The organism is Streptomyces sp. ID05-39B (genome assembly GCF_033794725.1).
In the GTDB taxonomy this organism is placed as follows: domain Bacteria; phylum Actinomycetota; class Actinomycetes; order Streptomycetales; family Streptomycetaceae; genus Streptomyces; species Streptomyces bobili.
Window position 1 is genome coordinate 1 of record NZ_JARGEF010000525.1, and the last position, 957, is coordinate 957.

The 957-nt window shown below is 69.9% G+C and carries 1 protein-coding gene; it reads right to left on the minus strand.

What is annotated here, in order from left to right:
- Positions 1-19 precede the first annotated feature (19 nt).
- A protein-coding gene (locus tag P1P75_RS41685) for an IS5-like element IS1648 family transposase (protein ID WP_319265293.1) occupies positions 20-900 on the minus strand; the annotation gives its coding sequence in 2 pieces (ribosomal slippage) (positions 20-540 and positions 540-900; 882 coding nt in all).
- Positions 901-957 lie beyond the last annotated feature (57 nt).

Here is a 957-nt window from a genome sequence, read left to right on the forward strand (position 1 = left end):
CTAGGTTCTGTCCGGCGGATCACTGTCGGAGCCAGAGTCGGATCGCCGCGGTGGTGACGGTGCCGTGGAAGACGTAGGCCCTCTTGTCGTAACGGGTGGCCACGGCGCGGAAGTTCTTGAGCCGGTTGATGGTGCGCTCGACCTCGTTGCGTCGCCGGTAGTGGTCCCGGTCGAAGCCGGCGGGCCTGCCGCCTTCTCTGCCTCTGCGGCGGCGGTTGGCCCGCTGGTCCTTCGGTTCCGGGATCGTGTGCCGGATGCGGCGTCTTCGCAGGTAGCGGCGGTTGCGGCGGGAGCTGTATGCCTTGTCGCCGCTGACGTGGTCGGGCCGGGTCCGGGGTCGCCCGCCCAACGGCCGGGGGACTCTGATCCGGTCCAGGACCTCGACCAGTTGCGGGGCATCGCCCCATTGGCCGGGGGTGAGCAGGAGGGCCAGTGGGCGGCAGCCGCCTTCGCCGGCGAGGTGGATCTTGCAGGTCAGGCCGCCCCGGGACCGTCCGAGTCCCTCGTCGGGGCGGTGGTGCCGGGGCGTTGTCCTTTTTTCGGGACCCGCGGCCGGGTCTTGCGGGCGCCGGCCGCGTGCTGATGGGCCCGGCAGGACGTCGAGTCGACGCCGACCATCGACCAGTCGATCCGCCCGGCGAGGTCGGCGTCGGCCTGGACCGACTGCAGGATCCGGTCCCAGGTGCCGTCCGCCGACCAGCGGCGATGCCGCTCGTAGATGGTCTTCCACGAGCCATAGCGTTCCGGCAGATCACGCCACGGAACACCGGTCCGGACCCGGAACAGGATCCCGTTGACCACGGTGCGGTGGTCGTTCCACCGGCCGCCCCGGCCACCCAAAGGTGGCAGATGCGGCTCAAGCAACGACCACTCGCGATTCGTCAGATCCCCCCGACCCATGACCGAACCAACGAGCGACCAGTCAGAAGGTCACATGATCCGCCGGACAGTGCCTAG